The sequence below is a fragment of the Streptococcus pseudopneumoniae genome, from assembly GCF_038148935.1.
Classification (GTDB): domain Bacteria; phylum Bacillota; class Bacilli; order Lactobacillales; family Streptococcaceae; genus Streptococcus; species Streptococcus pseudopneumoniae_U.
On the sequence record NZ_JBBJZX010000108.1, the window covers coordinates 1 to 5,624 of the forward strand.

General features: G+C 35.5%; 6 protein-coding genes. 4 read left to right on the plus strand and 2 right to left on the minus strand.

The genetic code is table 11. The features are described 5' to 3' along the window. Both galU and WKI42_RS09315 read right to left on the minus strand, forming a co-directional pair. A partial coding sequence (galU, locus tag WKI42_RS09310; RefSeq protein ID WP_050392047.1) for a UTP--glucose-1-phosphate uridylyltransferase GalU occupies positions 1-899 on the minus strand: 899 nt, incomplete at its 3' end. Positions 900-920: 21 nt separating this feature from the next. Continuing rightward, a complete protein-coding gene (locus tag WKI42_RS09315; RefSeq protein WP_173275277.1) occupies positions 921-1,937 on the minus strand; it encodes an NAD(P)H-dependent glycerol-3-phosphate dehydrogenase in 1,017 nt (338 codons plus the stop codon). 222 nt (positions 1,938-2,159) lie between these two features. Between WKI42_RS09315 and WKI42_RS09320 the strand changes: the two genes are divergently transcribed. The 4 genes from WKI42_RS09320 to WKI42_RS09335 all read left to right on the plus strand — a co-directional run. Next, on the plus strand, positions 2,160-3,080 hold the full coding sequence (locus tag WKI42_RS09320; protein ID WP_368081776.1) for a helix-turn-helix domain-containing protein: 921 nt from the start codon (positions 2,160-2,162) through the stop codon (positions 3,078-3,080). A gap of 350 nt (positions 3,081-3,430) precedes the next feature. Then, positions 3,431-4,111 carry an ABC transporter ATP-binding protein gene (locus WKI42_RS09325; protein ID WP_368081777.1) on the plus strand — a complete coding sequence of 227 codons (681 nt, stop codon included), beginning with the start codon at positions 3,431-3,433 and terminating at the stop codon, positions 4,109-4,111. Then, the gene (locus WKI42_RS09330; RefSeq protein WP_368081778.1) at positions 4,101-5,255 is read left to right on the plus strand and encodes an ABC transporter permease; all 1,155 of its coding nucleotides are present in this window, start codon (positions 4,101-4,103) and stop codon (positions 5,253-5,255) included. The genes WKI42_RS09325 and WKI42_RS09330 overlap by 11 nt, the downstream gene beginning before the upstream one ends. 28 nt (positions 5,256-5,283) lie before the next feature. Beyond that, positions 5,284-5,624: hypothetical protein (locus tag WKI42_RS09335; protein WP_368081779.1), on the plus strand; the 341-nt coding region annotated here is incomplete at its 3' end.

Consider the following 5,624-nt stretch of genomic DNA (forward strand, 5'->3'; position numbering starts at 1 on the left):
TATTCCTTCTCAGCCAATTCTTTTCCAAGTTGGATGAGGTAATCCTTCAAGTCATCTTTGACTTGTGGATGTTTGAGGGCGTAGTCAATAGATGTTTTCATAAATCCAAACTTATCCCCAACGTCGTAACGAGCTCCTGTAAATTCACGGGCGAAAACACGTTGTGTTTTATTAAGGGTATCAATAGCGTCGGTAAGCTGGATTTCATTTCCAGCGCCAGGAGCTTGCTTTTCGAGGATGTCGAAAATTTCTGGTGTCAGAAGATAGCGACCGATAATTGCTAAATCACTTGGTGCATCTTCGGGAGCTGGTTTTTCAACGAAAGTTTCGACACTGTAGAGACCATTGATTCCTTCTCCTTGAGGAGCAATGACTCCATATGATGAAACGTCTTCGTGTGGTACAGGCATGACAGCAATGGTTGATGCGTGTGTCTTTTCGTAATCATTCATCAGTTGTTTTGTCAAAGGAACGGCGTTCTCATCTGTGATGTCCATAAGGTCATCGCCCAGCATAACAACGAAGGGCTCATTCCCTACAAAAGCTTTGGCTTGTAGGACAGCATCTCCAAGACCACGAGGGTGAGTTTGGCGAATGAAATGGAGGCGCATACCAGTTGCTTCATCTACCAATTTTAACAAATCCGTTTTGCCTTTTTCCTTAAGATTGTATTCAAGCTCAAAGTTTGAGTCAAAGTGGTCCTCAATAGAACGTTTTGACTTACCAGTGACAACTAGAATATCTTCAATACCTGATTTGAGAGCTTCTTCCACGATAAACTGGATAGTTGGTTTGTCTACAATTGGCAACATTTCTTTGGCAAGAGCCTTGGTTGCTGGTAAAAATCGAGTTCCTAGTCCAGCAGCAGGAATGACTGCTTTTCTAACTTTCAGTGCCATAAGAATCCTTTCTTTAGAGGGTTAAGACCACTCATTTTCTGCTTTAAATTCATTGTTCATGATGTCATAAATGGCATCTTTGATATTGGTTCCGTGGTAGATAACTTGGTAAATGGCCTGCGTAATCGGCATATAGACTCCAAGTTCTTGCGCTAGTTCATAGGCTGCTCGAGTCGTTGAAATTCCTTCAATCACCATTCCCATATTGGCTTCGATATCAGCTAGGGATTCTCCACGACCAAGGGCATCTCCGGCTCTCCAGTTACGAGAGTGGATGGAGGTTCCCGTTACGATCAAGTCTCCTACACCAGACAAGCCACTATAGGTCAATGGACTAGCCCCGAGTGCCACCCCTAGGCGGGTAATTTCTGCCAAGCCTCGAGCGATGATGGCTGCCTTGGCATTGTCACCAAATCCCAAACCATGTAAAGCTCCGGCACCGACAGCGATAATATTTTTAAGAGCACCAGCGGTTTCAACTCCAATAACATCCGTATTGGTATAAAGTCGGAAGTAGTGATTACTAAAGAGCTCTTGAACGTATTGAGCTGTTTGTAAATCTTTAGAAGCAGCAGTTATTAAGGTCAGGTCACGCACAATGGTTTCTTCCGCATGACTAGGCCCTGACACAACGACAATCTCACTGCGGAGATGTTCAGGAATTTCTTCTTCAAGAATGGTTGATAATCGTTTATGGCTATCAGGTTCTAATCCCTTTGATGCGTGCATGATGATAGCCTTATGATCCAAGGTTTTTGCAACTTGTTGGGCAACAAGTCGTGTCACTTTTGTTGGGACAACAAACAAAATCGCATCTACATCTTTTAATGCCTCTGCTAAGTCGGTGCAGGCAATGATATTTTCGTCTAGAACGACATCTTTAAAATAGTGCTTGTTAGTATGATAGGTATTAATTTCATTGATTTGCTCGGGAAGATTTCCCCAAATACGTACCTCGTGTCCATTGTCATTTAAGACTTGTGAAAGGGCAGTTCCCCAAGAACCAGGCCCCAAGACGGCGACGGTTTGTTTTTCCATGATTTCCTCCTTAATAGAGTTCTTTCTCTTATTCTATCATATTCTAGGGGATTTTGCACTTGCATTGCTGGGGAGTGGTGGCTTTGTGACTTCAAAAATACACAAAAACCGAGACTCAGTATTAAACTCTTAGTCTTTAGTTAAAGTGAGAAGAAATCTGATAGATAGTTTGATTCAGTATATGCTATAATAGAGGTAAACAACTCAGGAGGTTCTTGTAGGTTGCGAGAGTTTGGCGAAAAAATTAAAAGATTACGTTTGGCTAAAGAAATCAGTCGTTCAGAATTTTGTGGTGATGAGTCTGAATTAAGTATCCGTCAATTAATTAGAATTGAAAATGGAGAATCCAGACCAACACTAACAAAGTTAAAATATATCGCTGAACGTTTGGGGGTTGAAGATTACAAGTTGATGCCAAGTTATATAGAGTTGGATAAGGAATACCTAGAATTGAAGTATTTCTTGATGAGGACTCCTACATACGAAGATGAAACTATCGCCCAAAAGAAAGAGAGTGTTTTTGATAAGATTTTTGAAGAGTATTATGATAGGCTACCTGAGGAAGAAAGATTTATCATAGATGTTTTACAAGCATATGATGATTTTGGTTGGTGGAATGATGATAGCAATTTAGGAATGATTTTACAAGAGTATTTCGATCACATTTTGTTGAAATCAAAATATGAAGTTAACGATATTTTAATCATAAAGCTATTTTTGGTAAGATTAGTACACCAAGATACAATAATAGATGAGATTGAAGTGAATACCTTCTTAGTAATAGCTGATAAAATTTTACAACAAGTTGAGATGTTTGATATTGAATATTCATTTCTAATCAGAGATTCATTACTTTTGTTGTTAGGAATATTTGAAAAAATTGCTAATTACAGTCAATTTGAAGATATTCTTTACAAATTAAATGAAATTACCTCAAAGTCATACGACTATCAGAAAAAACCAATTATTCGACTATGGGAGTGGCGCTATGCATTATTTGTAAAAAAAGATTATCCAGTAGCTGAAAATTATTTTCAAGAAGCAAAAATATTTGCTAGAATGATTGACAATAGTCATTTGATAGAACAGCTAGAAAAACAATGGCAACATGACCTCCAGGATTTTTTTAAAAATAAACATTAGAAAATAAAAAAAGTGACAAAAATGTCATTAGTTAAAAAGACCGAGAGAAAGTTTTCGAAATCATAAAAACGCATGATATCAGGTGTTTAAAAACTTGATATTATGCGTTTTATCATTTAAAGAGTTATTATGTTTTTCCCTTAGATTGGGTTCGTATCTAGTTTCTTTTTATACTAATTGAGTACTCATTAGTAGATAAGTTGTTGAAATTAGTGACATTTATGACCTTGGAGAATGTGTAACATAGAAGTATAATAATCCTGTAGAAAAAATAAGGAGAGAAAATATGTTAGTGCTAGTTGTTGTCGTTTTTTGGATTTATAAATAATAAAGATAGAATGGGAAGGTCTATGTTAGAGCTAAAAAATATTATTAAAAGTTACGGACAAGGGACGTTAAAAAATAATGTTTTAAGAGAAATAAATTTTAAGGTAGTTGAAGGAGAATTTGTATCGATAATGGGACCATCAGGTTCGGGCAAATCGACATTTATCAATATTTTGGGACTGATTGATTCTGAATTTGAAGGAGAATATATATTAGACGGAAAAAGTATTGAGAAGTTAAATGAAAATCAACAAGCAAGTTACCGTAATCGTGATATTGGATTTGTTTTTCAACAATTTCATCTTATTGATGAATATACTGTTAAAGAAAATATTTTATTATCATTTCTATATTCTGATCAACAGCCAGATATAGAATACATTGATAGTTTATTACAAGACTTGGGACTTATAGATAAGATGAATGAGTACCCAAGTCATTTATCAGGTGGGCAGAAGCAACGAGTCGCTTTAATTAGAGCTCTTGCTCATAAACCTAGATTTCTTATAGCAGATGAACCTACAGGTGCATTAGATGAGAAAAATAGGAATGAGATATTGCAAATCCTACAAAATTTGAATCATTCTGGAACGACAATTATTGTAGTAACTCACGATGAGTTTGTTGCCAGTCATTGTAGAACAAGGTATCGAATGAAAAATGGGTATCTAACACTTGAGGGAGAAGGATTACATGAAGTTTAAAAAGCTGTTAATAGATACTTTAAAGCTGTTAAAGAGGAATAAAAGACAGAGTATTCTGACATCCCTAGCCATCACAGTGGCAACATTTGTTTTATTAGTAATACTATCAAGTTCTTCCTATACAACTTCTACATTAGGAAATGATTTAAAGATAGAAGAAGACACAGCAACAATGACTTATACTCCTCAAAATATGTTGGATATTAGAGGGTTTACACAGGAAGATAAACAATTGGTTGAGCAAACTATTGGAAAACATGCAAGACTTTCTTCCAGCTCTTATGCTTTGTATGTTGAAACGTATTTTAATGATTCTAAGCAGAATCTTAGTTTTCGAACATTGGGCGATTTGAATAAGAATGGTTTAGTTATGCCTGCTTTATTAAAAGGAAGATCCTTAGAGGAACTAGATGGCGGTGTAGCTATTAGCGATAAGGCTCTCATGTCATTGACTCGAAAGGAAAATATTGAAACTTTTTTAGGAGAGACTATCAATATATCTGGAAAAGAATATCCAATTCAGGCAATATATTATGGATCAGCTGTTAATGAAAGATTACCTTCTTTATTGGTTACCAATGAAATCAAAGAGTTACTTTTAGGAAAAAAGGAATATTTTGATGAGTTAGTGGTAGAAACTAATCAGTTGGAGAATATAAATAAGGCTTTATCTGCTTTAGATACTTATGGAACATTCCGCAAGGAAGGAACTTATGGATATATAGATAATAGAAGGGTATATGAGGAAACAAAGGCCCAAGCTACTACAATATTAAATTTCATTGCACTTTTATCAAGTATTTCAATTTTTGTAGCTGGTTTTGGGGTTATGAATGCTATGTTGTCTTCTGTTAGCGAACGTAGCAAGGAGATAGCGATTCGTCGAGCTTTGGGAGCTAAAAAATCTGATATTTATCAATCATATATGATGGAGGGGACTCTTTTATCGCTTATGGGAGCTATAGCTGGTATTGGAGTAGCGACATTATTTGTTGTTTTAATGAACATGAGTGGTTTTGTTACGACATTAACTCTGGATCATATTCTGATTACTCTATGCACAACGGGTGTATTTGGAATTGTATTTAGTATTATGCCTGCAATGGTTGCAGCAAATAAAAATGTTATTGAAGGTCTAAGGTAATGATGGATGTGAATTTAAAGGAGGTAGAATGAGATTTACAAAAATAGATAGAGTATTTTCTCTATTGCTAATTGTGGAATTTACAATATGTTTTTTTACACTAGATAATTTTAATCTTTTTCAATTTATGCTGTTTGTACAAATTATACCGTCAATATTGTTAGCTTTGTTATCGGGAAGTATTTCTTCTAGGAGTAAGCATAGTTGGGTGCTATTAACTATTTTTGGAATAATCTATGCTTTAATGATGTTTGGAATTTTCAGGGTTACTCCTATGACGCTTATAGAACAAAATACGATTCAATCTGAAACTTCCGTATTTACATTCAATAGAAATTTACAGTTAGGAACTTATTTTGGATTTTTCTT

Bases quoted from the DNA above. Each gene is read 5' to 3' on its own strand.
- WKI42_RS09315 (WP_173275277.1), bottom strand. From the start codon at position 1,937: ATGGAAAAACAAACCGTCGCCGTCTTGGGGCCTGGTTCTTGGGGAACT.
- WKI42_RS09325 (WP_368081777.1), top strand. From the start codon at position 3,431: ATGTTAGAGCTAAAAAATATTATTAAAAGTTACGGACAAGGGACGTTA.
- WKI42_RS09330 (WP_368081778.1), top strand. From the start codon at position 4,101: ATGAAGTTTAAAAAGCTGTTAATAGATACTTTAAAGCTGTTAAAGAGG.